Origin of the sequence: Mycobacterium heidelbergense (assembly GCF_050205645.1) — a bacterium.
GTDB lineage: Bacteria > Actinomycetota > Actinomycetes > Mycobacteriales > Mycobacteriaceae > Mycobacterium > Mycobacterium heidelbergense_A.
This window is the reverse complement of sequence record NZ_JBNMQT010000003.1, coordinates 256,095-280,321: the sequence shown is the minus strand read 5'-3', so window position 1 is coordinate 280,321 and position 24,227 is coordinate 256,095. Positions and strand designations below refer to the sequence as shown.

Below are 24,227 nucleotides of genomic sequence, written 5' to 3'. Positions count from 1 at the left end.
CGGTCGGCGGGTATCACCTATCCACGATGAACCCCATTAAGACGGACGCACATGTGTCCGCCGAATGCGCGCGGTTGCGTGAGGCGCTGCGTGGGGCGGCGTCGGCTCTCAAGGAGAACGGCCCGCGTTTCGCGCTGGCGGGCAGCTACGCGCTATGGGCATACGGTGCGCCCGAACCCAGCCACGATGTGGACCTGGTGGTCGCCGAGGCCGATGCGCCGACCGCCGTCGCGACCCTGAAAGACGCCGGATTCGCCGTCGAACACCCGCCGGAGGACTGGCTGTTCAAGGCCCGCACCGGAGATACGGTCGTGGACGTGTTGCACCGGGTCAACGGCGTGCCGGTGGATCGGGCCACCCTGGACTGCGCCGAGCAGCGCGACGTGTTGGCGATATCGATGCCGGTGCTGCCGCCCACCCTGGTGGTCATCCAGAAGTTGCGCGCGCTCAACGAGCACCACTGCGATTTCGCGAAGCTGCTGCCGGCGGTGCGGGCCATCCGCGAACGGCTTGACTGGGATCGCGTCAGATCGCGGACCGCCGACAACGACTACGCGGTCGCATTCTTAGTGCTGGCCGAGCGCCTGGGGCTCATCGACTAGATCTCAGCGGCTCAGTGGTTGCGCTCAGTGGTTACGCAGCTTGGCGACCAGTTTGTCTTTCGTCAGGCCCGAATAGCCCGAGATGCCAAGCTGTTTGGCCCTCTTCTTCAATTCCGGGACCGTCCAGTCGGCGTAGGACCCGGACTTGCCGCCCTTGCGGCCCACCGAAGACTTGCCCCTGCTGGCGGCCGCGTTGGAGATCCGGGCGGCCTTCTCCTTGGAGTCACCCTGCTTTCGCAGATCCTGGTACATCTTTTCGTTCTTGATCGACGATCTGGGCACGATAAACCTCCTGTGCTTGCGATGCCGCTGTCAGGGTGCCCCGCCCGCTAGCCGTCAAACCGCCGCTAGGCGGGGACGGGGTCCGTCTGCCTTTGCCAGCAGCGGTGTTGGGCCAGGGCTGCGGCGAATTCGTCGACGAACTCCTCGGGAAATTCGTCGGCGGCCGCCGTGGTGGTCACGACGGCTTGATCGCTGACGACGCTGGTGTCATCTGCGAGCCGGTTCTCGATGTTCGCGGCGCGGAGCAGGTCGATGCCGGCGCCGAACGCACCCACCGGCTTGAGGTGCTTGTACGCCTCGACCACGAAGTGCACGGCGTAGCCGTCGTTGGCGAGGGTCGACACCGAGCGCGGTCCGCACGCCACCACGACCGCGTCGTACAGCACCGACGCCATGGTGGTGAAAGCGCGGTCGACGGGCAGTTCGCCGCCCGATCCGCCCGCTAAGGTTCCGCCGGCGACCGGGGCCAGAACCTCGACCACCGCGCCGCGCTGCTGCATGAGCTCGATGAAGCGCTGCGTCCCGACGACGTCGACGCCGTCGGCGGCCAGCACGGCGACCTTGCGCGAGGCGATCGTGTCCGGGACGTCGGTGAGTTGGGACAGTGCCGGCGACTCCGGCACGTCATCGACCGGCTGGCGCTCCGGCTCGGGGAGCCCGAGCTTCGCCGCCACCTGTCCCGCCAGTTCGTGGTCGATGTGAGCGAGTTGGGCCACCACCGCCGAACGGATGTCGGGCACCTCGACCTTGCCGAGTTCGAAGGCGAACGCGGCGACGATGTGTTCGGCCTCGACGGCCGACATGCTCTTCCAGAACATCCGCGCCTGGCTGTAGTGATTTTCAAATGACTTGGCGCGCTTGCGCATCGCGGCGCCGTCGACCCGCTGGGTGTAGTGACGGAAGACGTCGTCTTCGGCCTTGTCACCGGCCAGCGCCGGACAGCCGCTGCCCAGGGTGTTCTTGTAATAGCTGGATCGGCCCTGCGGGATCGCATGCTGACCGTAGCCGTCCTGCTGGTTGTTGCGCACCTCGGCCACCGGCCGATTGACCGGCAGTTGCGCAAAGTTCGGGCCGCCGAGACGGATCAGCTGGGTGTCGAGGTAGGAGAAGTTGCGGAACTGCAGCAACGGATCGTTGGTGAAGTCGATCCCCGGCACCACGTTGGCGGTGTGAAACGCCACCTGTTCGGTTTCGGCGAAGAAGTTGTCCGGGTTGCGATTCAGCACCATCTTGCCGACGGGCCGGACCGGAACCTGTTCCTCGGGAATGATTTTCGTGGCGTCGAGAAGGTCGAAGTCGAACTTGAACTCGTCGGCCTCGGCCACCAGCTGCACACCGAGTTCCCACTCGGGGAACTGGCCCGACTCGATCGCCTCCCACAGATCGCGCCGGTTGTAATCGGGGTCCTTGCCGGCGACCTTCTGGCATTCGTCCCAGATCAACGAGTGCACGCCGAGTCGCGGCTTCCAGTGGAACTTCACGAAAGTGCCTTCACCGCTGGCGTTTACCAGCCGGAAGGTGTGCACACCGAAGCCCTGCATCATCCGGTAGCTGCGCGGGAGCGCCCGGTCCGACATCAGCCACATGATCGTGTGCAGCGTTTCGGGCTGCAGCGAGACAAAGTCCCACAGCGTGTCGTGCGCCGATTGCGCCTGCGGAATCTCGTTGTGCGGCTCGGGCTTTACGGCGTGCACGAAGTCGGGAAACTTGATGCCGTCCTGGATGAAGAAGACCGGGAAGTTATTTCCTACCAGATCGTAATTGCCTTGTGCCGTATAGAATTTGGTGGCAAAGCCGCGCACGTCGCGGACGGTGTCCGCCGACCCGCGCGACCCGGCTACCGTGGAGAAGCGGACGAACACCGGAGTCCGGGTACCGGGCGTGGTCAGAAATTTCGCCGCGGTGTACTCGGCCAGCCAGTCGTCGTAGGGTTCGAAGAAGCCGTAGGCGCCGGCGCCGCGCGCGTGCACCACCCGCTCCGGTATCCGCTCGTGGTCGAAGTGGGTGATCTTCTCCCGGGCGTGGAAATCTTCCAGCAGCGTCGGCCCCCGCTCGCCGACCGTCAGCGAATCATCGGTGTCGTCGACGCGGACGCCCTGCTGGGTGGTCAGGTATCCGGTGTCGCGACGGACCCGGGACGGTTCCAGATTGCGCTGCTTTGGATCGGGCGTGCCGTCGGTCCCCATTGTTCCCTCCTGTAAGACGTCGGCTGCTTGGACTCGGCTGTTGGACTCGGCTGTTGGAGAACCGGGTACCACTGATCAATCGGCGCAAACGCCCCGCCCGGTTACCTACCCGTGAGGGGGGTAGTCGAGAGTGGTGGGGCAGCGTGAGATCAGGGGGGATGGCGGTGACGCCGCCGGCTGAATTCGCCGACCGCATCCGGGCCGAGATCGAACAGCCCGACGACGTGGCGTTCGTAACCGTCACCGGCCTGCTGGACGGTATTACCTACCGTGGGTTGCGCGATGTCATCATCAACGCCGCCCTCGACGAGCCGCGCGCGGTGATCGTGGACGTCAACCGACTATCCGTGCCGTACGAATCGGCGTGGACGGTATTCACCAGCGCTCGCTGGCATGTCAGCATCTGGCCCGACGTGCCGATTCGGCTGGTGTGCGAAGTGCGGCGGTCGTTGCGAGCAATCACCGCAAATGGCGTTTCGCGGTACGTTCCCGTACATCGGACCCGGGCGTCGGCGCTGGAAGCCGTTCGCGGCCACTCGGCACCTGTCCGGCGGCGTGCACGCACCGAGCTTCCGGATTCCAGGCTCAGCGTCGGCCTTGCCCGCGCCATGATTACGGAGTGGCTCACCAGATGGGAGAAGCCCGCGCTGATTCCGACGGCCGCCACAGTCGCGACGGTCTTCGTCGAAAACGTCCTTGACCACACTGATAGCGCTCCGGTGTTGACTGTCGAGGACTTTGAGGACACCGTCGCCGTCGCGGTCGAGGATGCGAGCGACGAGCAGCCGATCCGGCACGAAGATCCCGAGCGCGGCGCCGATATCGTGTCCGGCCTGGCGATCGTTTCCACACTTTGTCGTGTGTGGCGCACTATCCCGACGACGTCGGGCAAGGCGGTATGGGCTGTAGTCGGTCCCGAAAACAAGTTCTGAACACGCTGGTAAGCCATGGTCTGGGCGACGAACCACAACGCTGCCCGGTTTCGGCGGTACCGGGTCGTGGGTACGCCCTTCGCGAGAGAATCCCGGTCTCCGAAGGGAAGCGCGGTGAAGATTGCGATCGTCAGCGGCGACGATGTCGTCGGTGACGACCCCGGACGGCTATGTGCTGCCCTGGCGGCCCAAGGGCAGGAGGTCACGGCCTATTTGAGGCAACGAGGTCGGTGCAGCCGGAAAGTCGGTGCGGTCCGACCTGGCACCAGCCGGCGGTACCGGGCCATCGGGATCGCGGTCGGCCCGGCGACTGCGTGCAAAGATGCCGAGGTGTTGCCGTTCGTCGGTGACTGGGCGGCCACACTGGAGCGACTGTGGTCGTCCGATCGACCAGATGTCGTCCATGCGTACGGGTGGCTGGGCGGATTGGCGGCTCAGCTTGCGGTACGACGGCACAATCTACCCATCGTTCAGACGTTCCAACCCCTGGCCGCGGCCCCGCGCGCACGATCCGACCGGGGCCGGCGCAGACTCACGGAACGCGAACGGATCGAGCCGCTATTGGCACGCAACGCGACCTGGGTGACGGTCGAGAACAGCACGGATGTCTACGCGCTGGCCAGGTTGCGTCACGGCCGAGCGCGGATGTCGATCCTGGCGAGTGGAGTCGACATCGATCAGTACACCCCGGTGGGTCCGGTGGCCGACCGTACCGATCTGCATCGCGTTCTGTCCATTGCGCCGAACCCGTTGCCGGGCAATGGATTCGATCTCGCTATCAGCGCGATGCCCAAAGTTCCCGGCGCGGAGCTTGTGATCGCGGAAACCGAGGTCACCAACCGAAGCCACGACAGGGCGCGGAACGCGCTCAAACGCCTCGCCGCAGAGTTGGGCGTGGCCGATCGGGTGCGCTTCGTCGGGACCATCGATGGCGACGAGCTGTCGAAGATGGTGCGATCCGCCGACGTCGTCGCGTGCACCCCGCGGCAGCCACCGCGTGCGGCCTCGGTGTTGGCGGCCATGGCCAGCGGCGTGGCAGTGGTTGCTTTGCCGGTTGGCGTCCTGATCGACGTTGTCGTCGACTCGGTCACCGGGCTCCTGCTGTCGTCGGAGAATTCCAGCGAATTGGCCGCCGCTTTGAGAAGCCTTCTCGCGCAAGAATTCCGGTGTAAGAGCATGGGCGCCGCGGGCCGTAATAGGGCATTGTCGCGCTTCACCTGGGACCGGGTCGCACTCGACGCGCTGAACATTTACGGACAGCTCATCGGCCAAGATTCGCCGGTGCGGTCGCTGCGGCCGACAGGCGCTCATTGATGTTCGTTCTGTGATGCCATGGGGTGCGTGGGCCGCCGCCGTTGTAGCCTTGGATAGGCCGCGATGCCGAGTCCTACGATGACGAGCATCACCGAAAACATTGCCCCCGGCCCCGTTGTGGGTCCAGCCGGTGAGTTCAGCGCGATCCACGTCGATGTCGGTGATATGGACCGTGGCCCGGCCGCAGTCCGGTATCAGCAATTCCGTACCGGAGATCCGGCTGCGGCGGGCCGATTCTTTGCCGAGGCTTACACGCCGGGCTGGCTGATCACCGGCCTCGCGAAGGGCTCCAGCGTCGTTCACCGGCGGCGAGAAACGGCTTCGATGAGTCTCGACGAGGTGGCGATCCAGGCTCGGATGAAGTGCGAGATTCCACCCGCGGACTCCGTACTGGTGATCCAGCCCCGCGGGGGATCTTTGACGGTGACCCGTGGGCCATCGGGGATCGCGGGCTGTCCGATCCTGGTGGCTCACGGCATGTCCTGCGTGATGCACTTGGACGCAGCGCGCTTCGATGTCGTGTCCATCGCGGCGGAAGTGTTGCGCAGGGCCGCTGCGGACCGTCTTACGCCGCTACCGAAGCACATTCGGTTCCTCAGCTGGCATCCACGCTCGCGCGCCGCCGTGCGCGCGTGGCATCGAGCGCTGGACTACGTCGTCGCCACCCTTGCATCCGCGGATTCTGCCCAGCAACCGTCGATCGCCGCAGGAGCCGCGCCGTTGCTGGCCACCGCTCTGCTCGAGTGCTACCCATCAAATGTCACCGCACAGCAAGATCTGCTGAGTGACCCTTCGGTTCCCGCAAGGCTGAAAGACGCGGTGAAATTCATCCACCGCCACGCTGCAGGTGACGTGGGCGTCACGGACGTCGCGGCCGCCGTGCATCTCACGCCCAGAGCGCTGCAGTACCTCTTCCGCCAGCGGCTGAACACCACCCCGACGGAGTACCTGCGCCGCGTCCGGCTATACCGCGCGCATCACGAGTTGTTGAGTCGCGACGGCCCGGGGACCACCGTCACCGAGATCGCCCAGCGCTGGGGTTTTGCCCATGCGGGCCGGTTCGCCGTGCTCTATCGGCAGACCTATGGCCGGAGCCCACACACCACACTCAAACGATGAACTGACGGTCCTGCTACTGACCAGGCCTTCCACAGCCCTTCCGCAGCTCGGCGAACCAAAGACCTTCGCAGGCAAAGCTTTACGCCAGACCCCTCGCCGGCGTGGGTCCGATGGCGTCTAGCATGTGGTCATGGTCGAGATTCATTTGGAACGGACGATCGCGGCGCCGGTAGACCAGGTCTTCGACTGGCTGGCCGATCCGGCCAACCTCGCCGCCGCTCCGTTGGTCCTCAAGGCCGGGTACGCAAAGGACTCCGCGGCGCCCGGCGCGGGCGCGGTGCGCGAGGTGGTCGGGCTCGGCACGTGGTTTCGCGAAGAGATTACGGCCTACGATCGGCCGCAGAGCTACTCCTACCTCATTGTCAAGTCATTCCCGCCTTTCGAGCACGAGGGTGGCACGCTGACGTTCACACCTTCTGGCACACCTTCTGGCACATCTTCTGGAACGTCTTCGGGTGGCGGTGCTCACGTCGACTGGCTGACCAACTACACCCATCCCGCGGTGGCCGGCGGCAAGGTGCTGGAGGCGATCAGCTGTCGGCTGCTGCGTTCCAGCTTCCTCGCCATCCTCAACGCCTGCGCCGCGGCCCTGGAACGTTAACCGCGAATTGTGCTGCGGGACTGGCACCGGCATTGCCCGCCATGCCCCGTCATCAATGATGGGGATTGACCGAGTCGGCCAGTGCCCCTCCGATGACAAACGTGACGACGATCAGCGCCACTGCGATCGTCGGCCATACCCACATGACCCGGCCGCGGTTGGCCGCGACGGCGACGCCCGCGATCGCGACTATCGCCGCGATCGCGATACCACCCCACGTCACGGGGTAGATCCAATCGAGCGCCGCAGTGTTGCAGTTGTCTCCACACGCGTCGGTCGCCATCGCGAAGAAGAACGAGATAAGTAGGGAAAGCGACGCCGTCATCGCCGCGACTGTCAACATGACCACAGTCGCCACGACGTCGGCTGTCGAACGCCGCTTCGGAGCCGTCATGTTCCCATCTTTACCCGACGCATCAATTGGCCGGCGGCGTAGCGGCCGCTGAGCACGGCGCCGGTCACGGTCGCCGGATTGTCGACGCCGACGGCCTCGCCCGCCAGATAAAGCCGGTCATCGATGGGCTGCTGCAACTGCCGCCGGTCGTCGGGGCCGGAGCCGGGTGCGTGGAATGAGTAGGCGCCGCGCGCGTAGGGGTCGGCGGCCCACGTCGACGTCGCGACGTCGATCGGCGCGATGTCGTCGCCGAACAGTTGCCGGACGGCGGGCAGCGCGGCGGCCATGAGATCCGTCGGGGAGGACGACTCCACCGCGCGGCCGCGGTCACCGGCGTTGAACGCCAACACAATCGGGCCCGTGCTGCTCGGCAAGGTGAACCACTGGGACCACGCGCCGGGGTCGGTTCCGAGGCACAGATAGAAGGCGTTCTCCGCGTCCCAGGTGCGCCGGCTGAAGCGGAAGTAGCTCTTGGACAGCACGCCGAAGCCGAGCGCGTCGATCGCGTGGGCGTGTCCGTCGGGAAGGGGCGGATCGAAGGTGATCGCGCCGGATTTCAGCACACCGAGGGGAACCGTGACGATCGCGGCGGGTCCCTCGAAGGAGCGATCTTTGGTGCGCACGACGACGGACCTGTCTCTTCGCGCTAACGCGGTCACCGGGCTATTCAGCACGATCTGCAGCCCGTCGGCCAGGAGCCGCGGCAGGGCGTCGTAGCCGGTTGTGACCACGTCCTGGTTGCCGCCGCAGTAGTCGCCCTTGTCAAATGTCTTGGCGGACAGCTGATCCGCGCCAGCCGCGTACTCGTCCTCGATTTCGGTGGCGAGGAAAAAAGTCAACTGGGCGCGGTCGGAGTCGGAAAGTTCGGCGGCAGCGGCGTTGACGGCGGCGCCGAGACTCCCGCCGTCGACGTCGTCGCGGGCCTGGTCGACGAACGTGCGCCAGTGCCGTGGGTGGTAGTCCAGCGGTGGCAGCCGCGGGTCAACCGCGAGCTTCGCCCACCCGTGATAGTCGGTCGGAACATGCCCTGCCTGCGCCCGCCGTGCCAGATCCGTCAGCGGGTTGTTCGTCGTGCCATGGATCCAGGACGCGCCCATCTCGAGCGGTGCGCCCCAATCGCGGTTGGTGTACACCCTGCCGCCGATGCGATCGCGGGCTTCGATCACGCGCACCGGCCACCCCGCGTCGGCGAGGCTGCGCGCGGCGGACAAACCGGCCATCCCCGCGCCGACGATGAGGACGGAGTTGGTGTCCGATCTGGTGTCCGGTGGCGGCGGGGGATCCGACGCGCAGGCGGCCACCAGCGTCCCCCCGACCACGCTCGTCGCGGCCGCCAAGAACTCCCGACGCGATATCGGGGACATGTTGGTCAGCGTCTCACACCCGGGAGATTTGTTGGACGCGATTTTGTTGGACGGGCGTCCGAAATTTCCGGCAGGTATTTGGCCGATTCCGGCCAGTCCATCGTTGATTCCACGTAAAATCGGTCACATCCAGGGTGCGGCAACGGGGCCGTGTTCGAGGGGGGAGCAGCGATGAGTGCTCGACAAGTGACAAGCACGATTCAGCGGCTGCCTGATGCACTGCCACCGAGCCGCACCCTGACCGTCCGCGCGACCGACGGAACTCCGCTGCACACGGAGGTCTTCGGCCCGGCTGACGGCTATCCGATCGTTTTGACGCACGGCATCACCTGTGCGATCCGCGCGTGGACGCACCAGATCGCCGACCTCGCCTCCGACTATCGGGTCATCGCCTTCGACCATCGCGGCCACGGCCGAAGCGGAATTCCCAAGGGTAAGGGGCGCAGCGGCTATAGCCTCGAAAACCTTGCGTCCGACCTGAATTCGGTGCTGGAGGCGACGTTGGCGCCGCACGAGCGTGCGGTTCTGGCGGGGCACTCGATGGGTGGCATCACCATCGCCGCCTGGTCGGCGCACTACCGCGACAGGGTTCGCCGGCGAGCCGACGCGGTCGCGTTGATCAACACCACCACCGGGGACCTGGTGCGCGAAGTCAAGCTGATGTCGGTGCCGCGCGAATTGCGCGGATTTTCCGAGGCCCGTGTCATGGCCGCGCGGGGACTGATCGGTGCGTTCGGCGGGTTTCCGGTGCCCACCGCGGCCCGGCTCGCGAGCCGCTACCTGGTTGCGATGCTGGCGGTCGGTAAGGACTCCGACCCGAGCGCCGCGCGGCTCATCTACGAGCTGTTCGCCCAGACGTCGCCGGCGGGGCGTGGGGGCTGCGCGAAGATGCTCGTCGACGCCCTGGGTTCGCGGTATCTCGAGTTGGACGGCTTGACGGTGCCCACGCTCGTCATCGGCAGCGAACGCGATCGCCTGACACCAATCGGCCAGTCCCGCAGGATCGCACGAACCGCGCCCAACGTCGTCGGACTTGTCGAGCTGCCGGGCGGGCACTGCTCGATGCTGGAACACCCCCGCGAGGTGAACGGCCAGCTGCGGGCGCTTGCCGAATCGGTGACCCGGGACGTGCGGATCAGCTCATAGCCGCTCAGCTCATAACAGTTCGGCTCAGAGCAGTTCGGCTCAGAGCAGTTCGGCTCAGAGCAGCAGGGCCGTGATCTCCGCGGCCGCCCGCTGACCCGACCGGACGGCGCCGTCGAGAAACCCGGTCCATTCGTCCGCGGTCTCGGTGCCGGCCCAGTGAATCGGACCGACGGGCTCGCGCAACCACGGACCGTATCGTGTCCACGACCCGGGTGGCACGGCCGCGGTCGGACCGCCGGGCGCGAAATCCTCTGCGCCCCAACGGTGATCGACATAGTCGAGTGGCTTGAGCGCCTCCTCGCCGAACAGGCTGGCGAAGCAGCGCAACGCATCGCGGCGGCGTTGGTCGGTGGGTAGCGAGTCGAATGCGCGGGCGTCGACAAACCCCATCAAGATGCCGGGCCCGTCGGGATGCGGGCTGACGTCGAAAGTGATGAACACCGGGCCCTGATCGGACAGCGCCTGGCCCGAGAAGCCGCCGTCCCGCCAGAACGGCGTGGAGTAGGCCGCATAGGCCTTGCTGAGCCGGCCCTGGGGCCAATTCTTGGCCAGTTTGGCGTACTCGGGCGGCAGCGGGGGAGTGAATTCGATGAATGCGCGATGGGCCGGGGGGATGGCGACGATGACGAACCCGGCCTCGGTCTGGCCGCGATCGGAGGACACCGTCACGCCCGCACCGTGTCTTTCGATGCGGCGCACCGGCGCGTTGAGCAGTACCCGGTCGCCCAGTTCGGCGGCCGCCGCCTCGGCGATCTGCTGGGTGCCGCCCGGGAACCGATCCTGCTGGGCACCGTTTTCGACGTCGAGCAGCCGGTCGAGGCCGCCGGCCGCATGCGTGTAGCGGGCGGCGTGCAACATCGAGACGTCGTCGGGTTCGCACCCCCAGGTAACCCGCGCCATGATGGCGAGCAGGTCGCGCGACGAGGCGGTGGCGCGCATCGCGCGCAGCCACTCGCCGAGCGAGAGGTGATCGAGCTCGCGGGCGCGGCGCGCGTCCCACGGTGCCGCGAGCGGGATGCTGCGCGCAATTCTGTCGAATTGCCAACGCAGCCTGCCGATGTCAAGCAGCCCGGTCAGTGAAAGCTTGGGGATGGTGCCGCGGTAGGAACGCGCCCAGCCGCGCCAGTGGATCACGTTCTTGCCGTCGTGGTGCGTCGGAGCGGTCGCGACCTCGAGCTCGGCCGCCAGTGCCAGGACCGCGTCCTGGGTCGGGCCGACGAAGGTGCCGCCCAGATCGGCGGGCAACCCCGCGACGCTGCCGGTAAACGAGCGCCCGCCGACCCGGTCGCGGCCCTCGAAGACCACCACATCATGACCCTGTCGCGTCAGCTCCCGTGCTGCGGTCAGCCCGGCAAAGCCAGCCCCTACCACGACGACGTCGACAATCCGGGGAGGGTCCGTCACGGGCTATAGTCAACCGCATTTTGCGGCGTTCGTCGCACAATTCTGGATTCGCGGTTACGGCTCGACTACGACCCGACTAGGGGGCGACCGTCAACCAGTCCTTGAAACCTGACGGGTCGTGGCGGCCCAGCGCGCCGTGCTCGTAGAGGCCCCAGCCCTCGACCGGATCCCCGTCGCCGTCCCGGCACAGCGCACGCCCGACATGGTCGATCACGCCGAAGCCGGAGCGCCCGATGATCGCCGGGTCGGTCATGTCGTACGTCAGGCGTTCGACGAACTTTTCGCCTTTCCACATGCCGTGCAGCCAGTCCGAATCGCCGCCGTAGCCGCCGCCCACGTGGATGGGCACCGGCAGCTTGGACTCCACGTCGAAGTGGACCGGGGTGCCGTCCGGGGCGGTCGCGTCGATGGTGGCGCCGGTCGGGATGCGGGTGCCGGAGCGGTAGTGAATCTTGACCCGCGGCCAGCCCAGCTGTTCGACCCTGCCGCCGCGCCACACGCGGGTGCAGTCGTTGAGCGAACGGAACCCGTCGGGCTCCTCCTGGATGATCAGCACGATCGCGAAGTCGTCGAAGGCCATCGGCACGTAGAGCCACCACATGCCCTCGAATGGCGGGTCGGCGGGCCGGCCGGCCGGCTCGGGTTCGCCGATCGGTCGGATGCCCCAGGACCGATCGCGGGTGCCGAGCCAGGTCGCGGGGTCGACGGCGATCTCCTGTCCGTCGATGGCGATGCGGCCGCTCCAGGACCCGAGCTGGGCGAACCGCTGCGCGTCCAGGGTCACCCGGTTGCCGGATCTCATCAGGTGCGGCTGTTCCTGCACGACGTCGAACAGGCCTTCCCAGGTGAGATCGGCTGCGAGGCCTTCGGTTTCGTCGAGAATCAGCCGGAGTTTGTGCAGCGGCTCGATCACCTCGATCCGGTAGCCGTTGACGTTCTGGTTGAGCCGGTCCTGGTCGATGGCGTCGGACAGGTGCACCGCGGTCTGCGTGTCCCCGCGTCGGACGAGGAAGAACGCGTCCTTGACCCCGAGGTTGGGGTAATAGCCGATGCCGCTGATCACGAAGATGTCCCCGGTGCGGTCGTGGGCGTTGAAGTAGGAGCGGTCATAGAAGTTGCGGTCCGAGGAACCCGGCCACGCGATCGGCTGGGGAATTTGATGTACCGGGAACTCGTCGAGCGGGCCTAGCCTGTGCGCCATTACCGATCCTCTCCAATTAAACGTCTCAGCAGTCCGGCGTGGTAGAACAGCGATTCGACGTCGTCGGGTTTTTCGGTTTCGCCGAAGTGCACGCGTCGCGCGCCGGTGCGCATGAAGACGACGGCCCACATCACCCCCGAGTAGACGTAGAACCAATGCAGGTCGCCCACGTCGACGCCGGTGAGTCGCTCATAGGTGGCACGGACGTCGTCCTCGCGCATCACTTCGGGCAGGCCCGGCAGCGTCGCCAGACCGGCGAGTTCTTGAAACACCATGTGCGCGAATATCATCCAGGCGACGTCGAGCTCTCGCGGTCCCAGCGTGACCATCTCCCAGTCCAGCACCGCCACCGGGGCAAAGTCGCGGTACAGCACGTTGCCCACCCGCGCGTCGCCCCACAGCAGCACGGGCTCTCGCGCGTCCACCTCGTGTGGCCAGTTGTCCTCGAGCCACTCGAAAGTCCGCTCCAGCAGGGGCGATGGGCCGATGTCGGGCACCGCGAAGTCGTACCACGCCCGCACCCAATTGAAGTGCCCGCGCAGCGCGGTATCGCCACCTTGAGAGAGAAACCCAAATGTCTTCTGGGCGTTTGGGATTGCGTGCAACTTGGCCAGCACGCCGACGGTCGCGTCCTGCAGCGCGCGCTGCCGCTCGGCGGGCGCGTCGGCGAACCAATTGCCGCCGAAGGTGTAGGGCATAACGTCCGGTGGGACTTCGCCGTCGACATAGTCCATGAGGAAGAAGGGTGTGCCCAGAACCTCTCCGGTGGACTCGAGCCAGCGCACGCGTGGGACCGGGACATCGGTGAGTTCGCCGACCTTGCGGATGACTTCGAATTGATGGTCCAGGCGATAGGTGGGAAAGACCTGCACGTCCTCGGCGCTGGGCGCCACCCGCGCGACGAGTTTCTGCTCGATCGGCTGCCCGTCCTGTTGCCAGCGGGCCGTGAGGATGATGGTTTCCGACGACATGCCCGTGGCGTCGACGCCGCTTTCGACGGTCACCTCTGGTTTCGCCGCTTCGGGCAGCACGGTCGACAGCCACTGCGCCATCACCGCGGGCAGCGTGGTGACGTCGCGGCTGGATCGCTGAAGTCGATCGACTTTGTCCAGCACGGGTTCATTCGACACGGGTGCTTCCGTTCTTTGAGACTTCTGCTGATACTTCTGGGCGGCAATTACGATACGGTAGGTAGCGTTATGAAAGCAGACCCGTCCTACCTTGACAAGGCCCCGGGCGCCGGGCGGCCCCGGGACCCGCGCATCGATTCGGCGATCCTGTCGGCAACTGCGGAACTGCTTGTGGAGATCGGCTATTCGAATCTGAGCCTGGCCGCGGTGGCCGAGCGCGCGGGCACCACGAAATCGGCGCTGTACCGCCGGTGGTCGAGCAAGGCCGAGCTGGTGCACGAGGCGGCTTTTCCGACGGCGCCGACCGCGCTGGAGTCTCCGGCCGGTGACATCGCTGCCGACGTCCGGATGATGATCGCGGCCACCCGCGATGTGTTCACGACGCCGGTGGTGCGGGCCGCGTTGCCCGGGCTGGTGGCCGACATGACGGCCGATCCCGACCTCAACGCGAGGGTGATGTCGCGATTCACCGACCTGTTCATCGCGGTCCGGGTGCGATTGCGCGAGGCCGTCGACCGCGGCGAGGCGCACTCCGAGGTGGACCCGGACCGGTTGATCGAACTGATTGGGGGAGCGACGATGCTGCGGATGCTGTTGCGCCCGGACGAAAAGCTGGACGATGCGTGGGTGGATCAAACCACCGCCATCGTCGTGCATGGGGTAACGGGATGACGGGGCGGCTTGCCGGCCGGGCCGCGATCGTCACCGGAGGCAGCCGCGGCCTGGGCAGGGCGATCGCGCTGGCGCTCGCGGCCGAGGGCGCGGCGGTGGCCGTCGCCGGGCGCACCGAGCAGGTGTGGGACGACCGGTTGCCGGGAACCATCGGTGAGACGGTCGCCGACATCGGAGCGGCCGGCGGACGCGCGGTGGCCGTGCGCGCCGATCTGACCGACCGCGACGACATCGCCCGGTTGGTCGATGCGGCGCGAGAAGCATTGGGCCCCATTACAATTCTTGTCAACAACGCGGCCTTCACCGCGCCCGGTCGTCCGCCGGGGGGACAGGCGCGCCCCAAGGCCACAGCCAAGACCACAGCCAAGACCACAGCCAATATCACAGCCAAGTCGGGATCGTCAGCCAAACCCGACTGGCCGGGTTTCGTCAGCACGCCGCTGCACGCGTTTCGGCGGCACTTCGAGATCGCGGTCTTTGCCGCCTACGAGCTGATGCAGATGGTGTGCCCGGACATGATCGACGCGGATGGCGGCTCGATCGTCAACATCACGTCGGTCGCGTCCCGCATGCCCGGCGACGGGCCCTACGCCGACCGGAGCGGCGGAGTCCTGCCGGGTTACGGCGGGTCCAAGGCAGCGCTCGAGCACCTCACCCAGTGCGCGGCGTTCGATCTCGCCGACCACAACATCGCGGTCAACGCGCTAGCGCCGTCGAAGCCGATTCTCACGCCGGGCCTGGCGTATTACGCTCGCGAGTTTGTCGACACCGCCCCGGCCGACGAATTTGCCCGGGCCGCAGTGCAGTTGGCGTTGGTGGACCCGCGCGAGGTTACCGGGCGCACGATCGGCCATCGCGAGGTCCTGGACGGCAGCTTCCGTCCGTTCGCATTCGGCTAACCGTCGTCCTCCTCGGGAGGGTCGCGATCGCCGCGGAGAAGTTCGTCGGGGTGGTGAGCATGGTTGATTTCGGGCGGGCCGCTTCCGTCGGTCCAGCCAAGTCGCCCGTTGTCGGTGACCACGGTGTGCCATTCGCCCCGGCTTGCCCCGCCGTGGTCGCATCCGCAAGCGAAAAACAGCTTGTCGGCATCGGTGCGGCCATCTTCGACCCAGTCCGGTGCGTGGTGGACCTCGCAGTGATAGCCCGATTCCAGGCAATTGGGGCGGGTGCAGCCACGGTCGCGCGCATAACAGATGAGTCTCTGGTCGGCGGTGGCGATGCGCTTTTGGCGGCCCAGATACAACGGCCGGCCGGTGTGCTCGTCGAACACCGCCAGGTAGTGAATTGCTTTGGCGGCCAGGCGGATCAGGTCCGGCATGGGCAGCCTGGAACCGCCGCCCGTTCGCGCGGGCGCGGGCATCGGGACCGATGGGTCGGACACCGCGTGTGCCGCCCGGTCGAGTTCGGCCAGGGTGGTGGTGGCGATCACCGTGACGGGGTGGCCCCGGTGCTGACCGAGCCCACCGGACGAGATCGCCGTCTCCATACCCAACTTGAATGCGTCGTGGCAGCGCTGCGCAGGTGTGCGCTCGTCGCGCGCATCGGCGCCGTCGTTCGAGCTGTCCGGGCTATCCGGGCTATCCGAGCCGTCCGGTTGGTGGCGGCCGGGCCGCACCGCAGCGTCGACGGCTTCGAAGTAGGCGCGGGCTTCGGGGTCGAGCCATCCATGCAACCGGGACATGCCGTCGGGTCCCTGCGAGCCCAGTTGCAGCCCGCGGCGGCGGGCACGGTCGGCGTCGGTGAAAAGGCCGTCGGGATTGAGGTAGTCGGCGATGCGCTGCCCCAGCTTGGTGATCACGGCGGCGTCGAGCTTGCTCGCGTGCTTGACCAACGTGCGTTCGGCTTCTGCCGCGTCGGCGGGCGAGACGCAGGCCGGCAGCACGTCGATCGCGCGGCATACCGCGCGGATGTGGTCCTCGCCGACGGCGCCCGCTTGCACCGCGTCCGCTAACTCCGGCAACTCGGGCGTCAGCGGCGGGCCCGTCAGCGAGCGCCGCGGTCGAATCCTCGCCGCCATTTTGAAGCGGCGCGTGATTTCTTGCGGGGTGATGCGCAGCCGAGCCCAGAGTGCGTCGCGCACCGCGGGCATGAATCCGTTCCCGTCCGGCGGGTCGGCGATCTCTCCGAAGAAGCGGTACATCAGCCCGCGGTTGACGCGGTCTTGGGTTTCCAGCCGTTCGGCTACCTCGACGCGGAAGTCGTTGCCGACCACATCCGAGGGGGTCTCGCGCAGGACCAGGTGGGCTGCGTCGATCGCATCCAGAGCGGCGCTGACCCGCTCACGTGCCTGCTCGTCGCTCAGACGGAAACCCACGGCCCCATATTATCGAACTGGTGTTCGAATACACGCAAGTTCACGCAGCTAGCAGCCGTTTTGTGGATGAAACGCTGACTGTGGATAACCTGGCGTTACGCATGCCTGACGTGCAAGTATCGACATGCTAGCGAGGAAAGCCTGTGCCGCAGGGGCGGCAGGCAAACCAGTCGAGTGGTGTGCCAATGCCGGACAAGCCGACGGGGCGCGTTGTTGCGCTGATCGTACTGCTGATCGTTGTCGCCGCAGCCCTGCGCGGATATCTTCCGGCCCACGAACTGGCGGCGCACAAGGACTCGGGCCCCAATCGGGTGGCGTTCGTCTTCGTCGTTGCGGCTCTGAGCGTGACGGTCGCGCTGGTCGCGTTCGCGGTCATCGCGCGTTTGCGGGATCCACGCGCGAATGCGCCCTATAACCGGGACCTGTCCGAAATGCTCGGCACCGGCAGGGGGCGGCCGAATTGGCGCGTGTTGCTGATCGGACTCGCCGTGATCGTTGCCTGGTTGCTTATCGCGATGCTGGTGTCCCGAGCGCTTCCGCACGGCGTGGCTCCGCCCCCACAGACCTCCGCGCCTAGCGCACCCCCGACCGCGCAAGTCAATCCGCAGCCACCCCCGCCGCAGCGCCCGCAACGCGACAACGGCGACATGTACGGAATCCTTCTGGCCACCACGGTCCCGATGCTGTTGATCATCGTCGCGGGGTCGGCCATCATGTCACGGCGGCGGTGGAGGGCGTCCATACCGGCCACCGTCGTAGACGACTACATCGAGCCCGCGGCCACACCCAAACCGTCGGAATCGCTTGTGCGGGCGGCGGAACTCGGGCTCGCCGAGATCGGTGACCTCAATCGCGAACCGCGAGAGGCCATCATCGCGTGCTACGCAGCGATGGAAAGCGAGCTCGCGAATGTTCCGGGCGCCGCACCTCAAGATTTCGACACCCCGACCGAGGTGCTGGGCCGAGCCGTCGAACACCATGCGCTGCACGTGGATAACGCGGTGCAGCTGGTGAACCTGTTCGAAGAGGCGCGATTCAGCCCGCATGTGATGAACGAGGGACATCGTGACATTGCTGTACAGGTGCTGCGGCTGGTTCTTGCCGAGTTGCGGAGCCCGGTATGAAAAAGCTTATTTCCCTGGGCGTTTGCCTGATCGTCGGCGTCGAGCTGCTGGCGCTGATCGTGCACGATCGCCGCTTCGTGTTGGTCGCTTCCGGCGTCGCCCTGGCGCTGATCCTGCTCAGCGTCCGTCGTGTCCTGGCGCACGGGATGCGATCCACGGCCGAGCCGGACGCCGACGATCTAGGGGATTCGTTGCGCCGGTGGCTTGCCACCACCGAGACCACGATCCGCTGGTCGGAGTCCAGCCGCTCCGACTGGGACAGGCATCTGCGCCCGATGCTTGCGCGGCGGTATGAAATGGCAACGGGCCAAAGGCAAGCCAAAGATCCGGCGGGTTTTCACTCAACGGGCCGAATGCTGTTCGGCGACGAATTGTGGGAATGGGTGAATCCCAACAATGTCGCGCGCGGCGGCGACTACAGGCCCGGTCCCGGCCGCGCGGCGTTCGAAGAGATTCTCCGGAAACTGGAAGAGGTATGACCCGGATATGACGCGCACATGACGACCATGCCGGCCGCGACGACCACCGCGCACTGCGAGGCGGTGCTCGACGAAATCGAACGTGTGGTGGTGGGAAAGCGTTCCGCGCTCACGCTGATCCTCACCGCGGTGCTCGCGCGCGGCCATGTACTCATCGAGGACCTGCCGGGCCTCGGCAAGACGCTGATCGCCAGATCCTTCGCCGCGGCGCTGGGGCTGCGATTCACCCGGGTGCAGTTCACACCGGATCTGCTCCCCGCGGACCTGCTGGGCTCGACGATCTACGACATGCAGTCGGGGCGCTTCGCGTTCCGCGCCGGTCCAATCTTCACCAACCTGTTGCTCGCCGACGAGATCAACCGCACGCCGCCCAAGACCCAGGCTGCCCTACTGGAGGCGATGGCCGAAGGCCAGGTGAGCATCGACGGCGAAACCCACAAGCTGCCAACGCCATTCATCGTTCTGGCAACCGACAATCCGATCGAGTATGAGGGCACCTATCCGCTACCGGAGGCGCAGCTGGATCGGTTCGCGATCCGGCTGGAGCTGCGATACCTCTCCGAGCGTGACGAAACCTCGATGCTGCGCCGACGACTGGAGCGCGGTTCGGCCGAGCCGACCGTCAGTCAAGTTGTGGACGCGCCCGATCTGCTGGCGATGCGCGAATCGGTCGAGCAGGTGACGGTGCACGAGGACGTTCTGCATTACGTGGTGTCCCTGGCCAACGCCACCCGGCACCACCCGCAGGTCGCCGTCGGCGCCAGCCCGCGCGCGGAACTCGATCTGGTTCAGCTCGCCCGTGCCCGTGCGCTGTTGCTCGGCCGGGATTATGTGATTCCCGAGGACGTCAAGGCGCTGGCCACCGCGGCGGTCGCGCACCGCATCACCCTGCGGCCGGAGATGTGGGTGCGAAAGGTGCAGGGCGTCGACATCATCGAGGAACTGCTGCGGCGATTGCCGGTGCCCCGGGCGCGCGGGGGGACCGGATGAGCTCGGCCGGGTAAGCCCACGTGACCACAGGCCATGAAGTCGAGTTTCACTGGCGCGCATCGCAATTGACGCGTGCGATCGCGACGTGTGCCTTGGTTGCGCTGGCCGCCGCCGTGATCGGGGCGCATTGGCAGCTGATTGCGTTCGCGGCGCCGCTGCTGGGCGTGCTGTGCTCGATCAGCTGGCAGCGTCCGGTGCCGACGCTCCACGTGCACGGCGAGCCCGACGTGCAGCGATGTTTCGAAAACGAGCAGGCACGCGTGACGGTGTGGGTAACGGAGGGATCCGACGGTGCGTCTCCGGTCGAGCTCACCGTGGTCGGCGTCGAGGGCATGCAGCTCGAAGTTCTCGATTCGGATTCCAGGCAAACGGGTCGACGAACGGTTACTGCTACCGCGCAACGCTGGGGGCGCTACCCAGTCCGGGCCCGCGTCGACGTGATAGCGCGCGGCGGGCTAATCGCGGGGACGGCCACCGTCGACGCCGCCGACGTTTTGGTGTTTCCGCTGACGCCACCACAATCGACGCCGATCCCGCAGACCGAGCTGCTCGACCGGCTGGGCGCCCACCTCACCCGCCATATCGGACCGGGCGTCGAATACGCCGACATCCGCGCCTATGTGCCCGGCGATCAGCTGCGGGCGGTGAACTGGCCGGTGAGCGCGCGCCGCGGGCAGTTGCACGTGACCGAGCGTTTGACCGACCGCGCCGCCGACGTGGTGGTGCTGATCGACACCTACCGGCAGCCGGCGGGCCCCGCAACCGACGCCACCGAGCGGACGGTCCGGGGAGCGGCGCAGGTGGTACAGACGGCGTTGCGACACGGCGATCGCGCGGGAATCGTGGCGCTGGGCGGCAACCGCCCGCGCTGGCTTGGCGCCGACATCGGGCAGCGCCAGTTCTATCGGGTGCTTGATACCGTGCTAGGCGCCGGTGAGCGATTCGAAAACACCACTGGCACACTGGCGCCGCGCGCCGCAGTTCCCGCGGGAGCGATCGTCATCGCATTCTCCACGCTGCTGGACACCGAATTCGCACTGGCGCTGATCGACCTGCGGAGACGCGGCCATGTCGTCGTCGCCGTCGACATCCTCGACCGCTCCCCGTTTCAAGACGAGCAGGATCCGCTGGTGGATCGGATGTGGACGCTGCAGCGCTCCGCGATGTATCGCGACATGGCCACCCTCGGCGTCGACATTGTCTCCTGGCAAGGGGATCGCAGCTTGGATCAGTCGATGGGTGTATTGCCCGACCGGCGCCGCCGGGTGCGGGGACGGCTGCGGGTATAGCCGTGACACGCCCAGCCTTGACACGCACCGCCTCAACGGTTTTCGGCCTGCTGATGGTAGGCCTGGTCGCGGTCGGATCCCATGGACCGGCGGCCGTGGCCGGGGTGGTGGCGCTGGTTGCCGTGGGTGTGGGAGTGCTCGTTCGACCCGCCGCAACTGTTGCGGTGCTGCTGGCGGTGGCGATGATCGTGCTAGCCGACCCGCCGCAGCTGCTCGCCGCGCTGTCGGGGCTGTGCGCGGCGGCGTACCTAGTGTGCCGCTACGCGCGCGGCACGTCCACTCGTCTCGTGTTGGGCAGCTGGCCGACAGTTGTTGCCGTCGGGGGGTTTACCCTCGCCGGGATCGTCGCGACGTCGTTCCCGCTGCGGTTGCCGTGGCTACCGCTGGCAGCGCCGTTGGGGGTGCTGGCGATCTATGTATTGGCCACCCGGCCGTTCTTGGGCACCGGCGGCCCAGACTAAGCGGCCCAGACTAAGCGGCCCAGACTAAGCGGCCCAGACTAGCTCGAGACTAACCGGCCCCCGCGGCGAAGTGCAGCAGCTGCGCCGCGTGATCGGCCAGATCGAGCAGCGGCTGCGGGAAGATCCCCAAAATCACTGTGACCGCGGCACATACCGCGATCGCGGCCTTGCTCAGGATGCCCGGGGCTACCACTCGCGGCGTATCGTCGGTCGGTTCGGTGAAGAACATCGAGACGATTACCCGCACATAGAAGTAGGCGGCGATCCCACTCGCGATCACACCGATGACCACCAGGGGCACCGCACCGCCCTGGGCGGCGGCCTTGAACACCGCGAGCTTACTGACGAATCCACTGGTCAGCGGAATGCCCGCGAAGGCCAACAGAAACATCGAAAGCATCACTCCCACAATGGGTGAGCGTTGCCCGAGCCCGGCCCAGTGCGAGAGGTCGGCATCCTCGACTCCGTCCGCGTTGCGGATCAGGCCGACGATGGCGAACGCACCGACGGTGCTGAAGCTGTAGGCGACGAGGTAGAACAACGTGGCGGAAAGACCCGCGTGGTTGTCGGCGATCACGCCGGTGAGGATGAACCCGACGTGTGCGACCGACGAATAGGCCAGCATCCGCTTCACATCCGTCTGGTTCACCGCGGTGATCGTGCCGACCGCCATGGTCAGGATCGAGATCGTCCACAGCACCGGCCGCCACTGATCGTGCAGCGGGGGCAACGCGACGTAGACCACCCGGAGCAGCGCGCCGAACGCCGCGACCTTCGTCGCCGCGGCCATGAAGCCGGTGATCGGTGTGGGCGCGCCCTGGTACACGTCGGGAATCCAGGAGTGGAAGGGAACCGCGCCGACCTTGAACAGCAACCCGACCGACAACAGGGCGACGCCGACCAACGCCATCGAGCTATCACCATGAGCGGCAAGGGCTTCGCGGATGCCGGGCAGCGTGAGCGTGCCCGTCGCGCCGTAGAGCAGCGCCACGCCGTAGAGGAAGAATGCCGAGGAGAAGGCACCCAGCAGGAAGTACTTCATCGACGCTTCCTGGGACAGCAGCCGGCGATGACGGGCCAACCCGCACATCAGGTACAGCGGCAGCGATAGCACCTCGAGCGCGACGAACATCGTCAGTAGGTCGTTAGAGGCGGGGAAGACCATCATGCCGCCGACGGAGAGCATCAGCAGCGGGAAGAGTTCCGTCTGGGTGGCGCCGGCCCGCTCGGCCTCGCGCTCGGTTTCGCTTCCGGGCACCGCGGACGCCTGCGGGGCAAAGGAATCCAGGCCCGCGGCGACGGCCACCTTGTTTTCCGCGCTTTTCGACGTGACCGCGCTGCGTTCGGCGATGAAGATCACCGCCATCACCGCGACCAGCGCGATTGTGCCCTGCAGGTACAGGGTCGGCCGATCGATGGCCATCGCGCCCAGCACGGCGCCGTGGCCGGACGGCGCGACGGCGCGGCCGACGACGATGACCGCGACGAACGCCGCGACCAGGCCGCCCAGGGCCAGCACCACCTGCGCACCGTAGCGAATCCGCCTGGGCAAGAACGCCTCCGCCAGCACGCCGACCACCGCGACGCCGAAAACGATGAACATCGGGCACAGCAGGAAGTACTCGACGCTGGGTGTGGGGAGGGTCATCGGTGCGGTCCTTCGGCTGTCCGCGGTCCGGTACTGGGTGGCACCTTTGGTGCGGGATCGTGCTGTCCGATGGTGGTCATGGTGTTCTCAACCGCGGGATTGATGACGTCCAGGACCGGCTTGGGATAGACGCCGAGAACGATCAGCAGCGCGATCAACGGTGCCACGACGATCATTTCGCGTGGCGCCAGATCGCGGATCCGTTCGTTGTCTCGGGCGACGGGCCCGGTCATCATGCGCTGATACAACCAGAGCATGTAGATGGCCGAGAGGACCAGCGCCGTGACCCCGAACGCCGCCGCCAGCCAGTACCGGTTGAAAGTTCCCAGCAGGACCAGGAATTCGCTGATGAACGGGGCCAAACCGGGCAGCGACAGGGTGGCCATGGCCGACACCAGGAACGTGCCGGCCAGGATCGGGGCCACCTTCTGCACACCGCCGTAGTCGGCGATGGCGCGGCTGCCGTGCCGCGTTATCAGGAAGCCCGCGATCAAGAAGACCGCGGCGGTGGACAATCCGTGGTTGAGCATGTACAGCGTCGAGCCGCTCTGGCCCTGGCTGGTCATCACGAAGATGCCCAGGATGATGAAGCCGAAGTGTGAGATGGAGGTGTAGGCGATCAGGCGCATGATGTCTGCCTGACCGATCGCCACAACCGCGCCGTAGACCACGCCGATCACCGCTAGGACGATGATCAGCGGGCGGAAGTACGTTGAGGCGCTGGGGAACAGCTGCAGGCAGTAGCGCAGCATGCCGAAGGTGCCGACCTTGTCCATCACCGCCATCATCAGCACCGCGGTCGCCGGTGTGGCCTCGACCGCGGCGTCGGGAAGCCAGCGGTGGAACGGCCACAGCGGGGCCTTGATCGCGAACGCGAACATAAAGCCTAAGAACAGCGCCTTGATCACCGCGGGGTCCGCGCTGTAACGGCCGGACGCGAAGCCGGCCACGATGTCGCGGAAGTCGAACGAGCCCGAACCGTGCTGTGCGGTCACCACATACAGCCCGATGACGGCCGCGAGCATGATCAGGCCGCCGAACAGGTTGTACAGCAAGAACTTCACCGCGGCGCGCGACCGTCCGGGGCCCTGACCGAATCCACCGATGAGGAAGTACATCGGGATGAGCATGGCCTCGAAGAACACGTAGAACAGCAAGACGTCCAGCGCGATCACCGAGATCAACACCATCGACTCGATGGCGAGCGTCAGGGCGACGTAGGCATGCACGCCGCGGGTGCGCTCGCCCCCGTCGTTCCAGCCGGCCACCAGCAGCAGCGGAATCAGCACCGTGGTCAGCAGCACCAGCACCACCGCGATGCCGTCCACGCCGAGGCTGTATCCGGCGCCGAAGGCCGGTATCCAGCGGTGGCTTTCGACGAATTGGTAAGGCGCGCCACCGGCCTTGAAGCCGAGCGCGATGACGACCGACACCGCCAGCGTCGCGACGCTGACCACCAGGCCGCTCCACTTAGCGAGCCGCCGCAATCCCGGCGGCATCAGGATGATCAGCACCGCACCCGCCAGCGGCACCAGCCACAGCACGCTCAGCCACGGCACGTTGGGCAGGAAAGGC

23 protein-coding genes are annotated in these 24,227 nt (G+C 66.7%); 13 read left to right on the top strand and 10 right to left on the bottom strand.

The features are described 5' to 3' along the window. The first annotated feature begins 26 nt into the window (after positions 1–26). Positions 27–602, top strand: a complete 576-nt coding sequence (locus tag ACQI5H_RS04735) for a nucleotidyltransferase (RefSeq protein WP_427078233.1) — start codon at positions 27–29, stop codon at positions 600–602. Between the two features lie 24 nt (positions 603–626). Here ACQI5H_RS04735 and ACQI5H_RS04730 read toward each other — a convergent pair whose 3' ends face one another. Both ACQI5H_RS04730 and ACQI5H_RS04725 read right to left on the bottom strand, forming a co-directional pair. Then, positions 627–884, bottom strand: coding sequence for a DUF7218 family protein (locus ACQI5H_RS04730; RefSeq protein WP_427078232.1), 258 nt, complete (start codon positions 882–884; stop codon positions 627–629). A 65-nt stretch (positions 885–949) separates the two neighbouring features. After that, positions 950–3,070 carry a catalase gene (locus ACQI5H_RS04725; RefSeq protein ID WP_427078231.1) on the bottom strand — a complete coding sequence of 707 codons (2,121 nt, stop codon included), beginning with the start codon at positions 3,068–3,070 and terminating at the stop codon, positions 950–952. 158 nt (positions 3,071–3,228) lie between these two features. Between ACQI5H_RS04725 and ACQI5H_RS04720 the strand changes: the two genes are divergently transcribed. The 4 genes from ACQI5H_RS04720 to ACQI5H_RS04705 all read left to right on the top strand — a co-directional run bounded on the left by ACQI5H_RS04720 (position 3,229) and on the right by ACQI5H_RS04705 (position 7,036). Beyond that, the gene (locus tag ACQI5H_RS04720; protein WP_427078330.1) at positions 3,229–4,002 is read left to right on the top strand and encodes a sulfate transporter; all 774 of its coding nucleotides are present in this window, start codon (positions 3,229–3,231) and stop codon (positions 4,000–4,002) included. 114 nt (positions 4,003–4,116) lie between these two features. Further along, a complete protein-coding gene (locus ACQI5H_RS04715; protein ID WP_427078230.1) occupies positions 4,117–5,316 on the top strand; it encodes a glycosyltransferase in 1,200 nt (399 codons plus the stop codon). Positions 5,317–5,394: 78 nt separating this feature from the next. After that, positions 5,395–6,435: a helix-turn-helix domain-containing protein gene (locus tag ACQI5H_RS04710; protein WP_427078229.1), complete on the top strand. Its 1,041-nt coding sequence runs from the start codon at positions 5,395–5,397 to the stop codon at positions 6,433–6,435. A gap of 130 nt (positions 6,436–6,565) precedes the next feature. After that, entirely contained in the window at positions 6,566–7,036 is a 471-nt protein-coding gene (locus ACQI5H_RS04705) for an SRPBCC family protein (protein WP_427078228.1), read from the top strand. Between the two features lie 52 nt (positions 7,037–7,088). Here ACQI5H_RS04705 and ACQI5H_RS04700 read toward each other — a convergent pair whose 3' ends face one another. After that, entirely contained in the window at positions 7,089–7,430 is a 342-nt protein-coding gene (locus ACQI5H_RS04700; protein WP_427078227.1) for a hypothetical protein, read from the bottom strand. Beyond that, a complete protein-coding gene (locus tag ACQI5H_RS04695) occupies positions 7,427–8,794 on the bottom strand; it encodes a flavin monoamine oxidase family protein (RefSeq protein WP_427078226.1) in 1,368 nt (455 codons plus the stop codon). The genes ACQI5H_RS04700 and ACQI5H_RS04695 overlap by 4 nt, the downstream gene beginning before the upstream one ends. A 171-nt stretch (positions 8,795–8,965) precedes the next feature. On the opposite strand from ACQI5H_RS04695, the gene ACQI5H_RS04690 reads away from it, so the two are divergent. Continuing rightward, a complete protein-coding gene (locus ACQI5H_RS04690) occupies positions 8,966–9,940 on the top strand; it encodes an alpha/beta fold hydrolase (RefSeq protein ID WP_427078225.1) in 975 nt (324 codons plus the stop codon). A gap of 54 nt (positions 9,941–9,994) precedes the next feature. Here ACQI5H_RS04690 and ACQI5H_RS04685 read toward each other — a convergent pair whose 3' ends face one another. The 3 genes from ACQI5H_RS04685 to ACQI5H_RS04675 form a co-directional block, all read right to left on the bottom strand. Further along, positions 9,995–11,344 (bottom strand): flavin monoamine oxidase family protein, encoded by a 1,350-nt coding sequence (locus ACQI5H_RS04685; protein ID WP_427078224.1) that lies wholly within the window; start codon positions 11,342–11,344, stop codon positions 9,995–9,997. Positions 11,345–11,420: 76 nt separating this feature from the next. Then, entirely contained in the window at positions 11,421–12,545 is a 1,125-nt protein-coding gene (locus tag ACQI5H_RS04680; protein ID WP_427078223.1) for a hypothetical protein, read from the bottom strand. Next, positions 12,545–13,675, bottom strand: coding sequence for a phosphotransferase family protein (locus ACQI5H_RS04675; protein WP_427078222.1), 1,131 nt, complete (start codon positions 13,673–13,675; stop codon positions 12,545–12,547). The genes ACQI5H_RS04680 and ACQI5H_RS04675 overlap by 1 nt, the downstream gene beginning before the upstream one ends. Positions 13,676–13,744: 69 nt before the next feature. Here ACQI5H_RS04675 and ACQI5H_RS04670 point away from each other — a divergent pair, with 69 nt between their 5' ends. Continuing rightward, positions 13,745–14,347, top strand: a complete 603-nt coding sequence (locus ACQI5H_RS04670) for a TetR/AcrR family transcriptional regulator (protein ID WP_076116884.1) — start codon at positions 13,745–13,747, stop codon at positions 14,345–14,347. Continuing rightward, positions 14,344–15,246 carry an SDR family NAD(P)-dependent oxidoreductase gene (locus ACQI5H_RS04665; RefSeq protein ID WP_427078221.1) on the top strand — a complete coding sequence of 301 codons (903 nt, stop codon included), beginning with the start codon at positions 14,344–14,346 and terminating at the stop codon, positions 15,244–15,246. The genes ACQI5H_RS04670 and ACQI5H_RS04665 overlap by 4 nt, the downstream gene beginning before the upstream one ends. On the opposite strand, the gene ACQI5H_RS04660 is transcribed toward ACQI5H_RS04665, so the two are convergent. Then, positions 15,243–16,661: a 13E12 repeat family protein gene (locus ACQI5H_RS04660; protein ID WP_427078220.1), complete on the bottom strand. Its 1,419-nt coding sequence runs from the start codon at positions 16,659–16,661 to the stop codon at positions 15,243–15,245. The two genes, ACQI5H_RS04665 and ACQI5H_RS04660, sit on opposite strands and share 4 nt — an antisense overlap. Before the next feature lie 185 nt (positions 16,662–16,846). On the opposite strand from ACQI5H_RS04660, the gene ACQI5H_RS04655 reads away from it, so the two are divergent. The 5 genes from ACQI5H_RS04655 to ACQI5H_RS04635 are packed head-to-tail and all read left to right on the top strand — an operon-like array spanning position 16,847 to position 21,004. Continuing rightward, the gene (locus ACQI5H_RS04655) at positions 16,847–17,785 is read left to right on the top strand and encodes a DUF4129 domain-containing protein (RefSeq protein ID WP_427078219.1); all 939 of its coding nucleotides are present in this window, start codon (positions 16,847–16,849) and stop codon (positions 17,783–17,785) included. Then, a complete protein-coding gene (locus tag ACQI5H_RS04650; RefSeq protein ID WP_427078218.1) occupies positions 17,782–18,264 on the top strand; it encodes a hypothetical protein in 483 nt (160 codons plus the stop codon). The genes ACQI5H_RS04655 and ACQI5H_RS04650 overlap by 4 nt, the downstream gene beginning before the upstream one ends. An 18-nt stretch (positions 18,265–18,282) precedes the next feature. Beyond that, complete coding sequence (locus tag ACQI5H_RS04645; RefSeq protein WP_427078217.1) at positions 18,283–19,254, top strand: AAA family ATPase; 972 nt, start codon at positions 18,283–18,285, stop codon at positions 19,252–19,254. Positions 19,255–19,274: 20 nt separating this feature from the next. Then, positions 19,275–20,543 (top strand): DUF58 domain-containing protein, encoded by a 1,269-nt coding sequence (locus tag ACQI5H_RS04640; protein WP_427078216.1) that lies wholly within the window; start codon positions 19,275–19,277, stop codon positions 20,541–20,543. Between the two features lie 53 nt (positions 20,544–20,596). Further along, complete coding sequence (locus ACQI5H_RS04635) at positions 20,597–21,004, top strand: hypothetical protein (protein WP_427078329.1); 408 nt, start codon at positions 20,597–20,599, stop codon at positions 21,002–21,004. Between the two features lie 49 nt (positions 21,005–21,053). Here the strand turns inward: ACQI5H_RS04635 and nuoN are convergent, their stop codons facing one another. Together nuoN and ACQI5H_RS04625 are read right to left on the bottom strand one after the other, a co-directional pair. Continuing rightward, positions 21,054–22,652: an NADH-quinone oxidoreductase subunit NuoN gene (gene nuoN / locus ACQI5H_RS04630; protein WP_427078215.1), complete on the bottom strand. Its 1,599-nt coding sequence runs from the start codon at positions 22,650–22,652 to the stop codon at positions 21,054–21,056. After that, entirely contained in the window at positions 22,649–24,220 is a 1,572-nt protein-coding gene (locus ACQI5H_RS04625) for an NADH-quinone oxidoreductase subunit M (protein ID WP_427078328.1), read from the bottom strand. The genes nuoN and ACQI5H_RS04625 overlap by 4 nt, the downstream gene beginning before the upstream one ends. Between the last annotated feature and the right edge of the window lie 7 nt (positions 24,221–24,227).

Bases quoted from the DNA above. Each gene is read 5' to 3' on its own strand.
- ACQI5H_RS04700 (WP_427078227.1), bottom strand. From the start codon at position 7,430: ATGACGGCTCCGAAGCGGCGTTCGACAGCCGACGTCGTGGCGACTGTG.
- ACQI5H_RS04695 (WP_427078226.1), bottom strand. From the start codon at position 8,794: ATGTCCCCGATATCGCGTCGGGAGTTCTTGGCGGCCGCGACGAGCGTG.
- ACQI5H_RS04680 (WP_427078223.1), bottom strand. From the start codon at position 12,545: ATGGCGCACAGGCTAGGCCCGCTCGACGAGTTCCCGGTACATCAAATT.
- ACQI5H_RS04645 (WP_427078217.1), top strand. From the start codon at position 18,283: ATGACGACCATGCCGGCCGCGACGACCACCGCGCACTGCGAGGCGGTG.
- ACQI5H_RS04705 (WP_427078228.1), top strand. From the start codon at position 6,566: ATGGTCGAGATTCATTTGGAACGGACGATCGCGGCGCCGGTAGACCAG.
- ACQI5H_RS04650 (WP_427078218.1), top strand. From the start codon at position 17,782: ATGAAAAAGCTTATTTCCCTGGGCGTTTGCCTGATCGTCGGCGTCGAG.
- ACQI5H_RS04670 (WP_076116884.1), top strand. From the start codon at position 13,745: ATGAAAGCAGACCCGTCCTACCTTGACAAGGCCCCGGGCGCCGGGCGG.
- nuoN (WP_427078215.1), bottom strand. From the start codon at position 22,652: ATGACCCTCCCCACACCCAGCGTCGAGTACTTCCTGCTGTGCCCGATG.
- ACQI5H_RS04665 (WP_427078221.1), top strand. From the start codon at position 14,344: ATGACGGGGCGGCTTGCCGGCCGGGCCGCGATCGTCACCGGAGGCAGC.
- ACQI5H_RS04655 (WP_427078219.1), top strand. From the start codon at position 16,847: ATGCCGGACAAGCCGACGGGGCGCGTTGTTGCGCTGATCGTACTGCTG.
- ACQI5H_RS04735 (WP_427078233.1), top strand. From the start codon at position 27: ATGAACCCCATTAAGACGGACGCACATGTGTCCGCCGAATGCGCGCGG.
- ACQI5H_RS04725 (WP_427078231.1), bottom strand. From the start codon at position 3,070: ATGGGGACCGACGGCACGCCCGATCCAAAGCAGCGCAATCTGGAACCG.
- ACQI5H_RS04690 (WP_427078225.1), top strand. From the start codon at position 8,966: ATGAGTGCTCGACAAGTGACAAGCACGATTCAGCGGCTGCCTGATGCA.
- ACQI5H_RS04720 (WP_427078330.1), top strand. From the start codon at position 3,229: ATGGCGGTGACGCCGCCGGCTGAATTCGCCGACCGCATCCGGGCCGAG.
- ACQI5H_RS04635 (WP_427078329.1), top strand. From the start codon at position 20,597: ATGGTAGGCCTGGTCGCGGTCGGATCCCATGGACCGGCGGCCGTGGCC.
- ACQI5H_RS04710 (WP_427078229.1), top strand. From the start codon at position 5,395: ATGACGAGCATCACCGAAAACATTGCCCCCGGCCCCGTTGTGGGTCCA.